Genomic DNA, 510 nt, shown 5'->3' on the forward strand with positions numbered 1-510 from the left:
TCAATCATTACCTGCGCCGACTTTACAACGCCATGCTATATCAATTTACTAGGAACCAACTATGCCTTTAGAAGCGATTGCCATCAATAGCTTGGATGCCCCACTCATCAAAAAACCTGCGCGTGAAAATGAGTTATCTGAGCGCTTGCATGCCTTATATGATAGCGATGATACGCAGCCTAGTGGCATAGAAGTATTAAATATCGTTACGCAAGGTTTTAAACGTGGGCAATATTTATACGTCGGTATGTTTAATGATAAACCCATCGCTGCGGTAGCCTGCTTCGATGACGGGCAAACCAATGCCAAGCGCTTGCAGTATTTGACCGTACACCCGCAAAATAAAGGCCGCGCCATTGATGCTAAGTTTATTAAATTGGTCTATGATGCTGAGGTTAAAAAAGGTGTTCGTGAGTTTGTCCCTGTTGATACAGACATTCATCGTATTATGAGCAAGTATGAGCTACTGCGTGTTAAAGAGTGAGCAAAAGTAACATTGTCTTTATTTTG

At 42.0% G+C, this 510-nt stretch carries 1 protein-coding gene; it reads left to right on the forward strand.

Features of this window, described 5'->3' with window-relative positions:
• Positions 1-61 precede the first annotated feature (61 nt).
• Positions 62-484: a hypothetical protein gene (locus ACS8FD_RS24800; protein WP_439263420.1), complete on the forward strand. Its 423-nt coding sequence runs from the start codon at positions 62-64 to the stop codon at positions 482-484.
• The last annotated feature ends 26 nt before the right edge of the window (positions 485-510 follow it).

Source organism: Psychrobacter sp. 1U2 (genome assembly GCF_051847575.1).

Coding starts and splice junctions, on each gene's coding strand:
- ACS8FD_RS24800 (WP_439263420.1), top strand. CDS start 62: ATGCCTTTAGAAGCGATTGCCATCAATAGCTTGGATGCCCCACTCATC.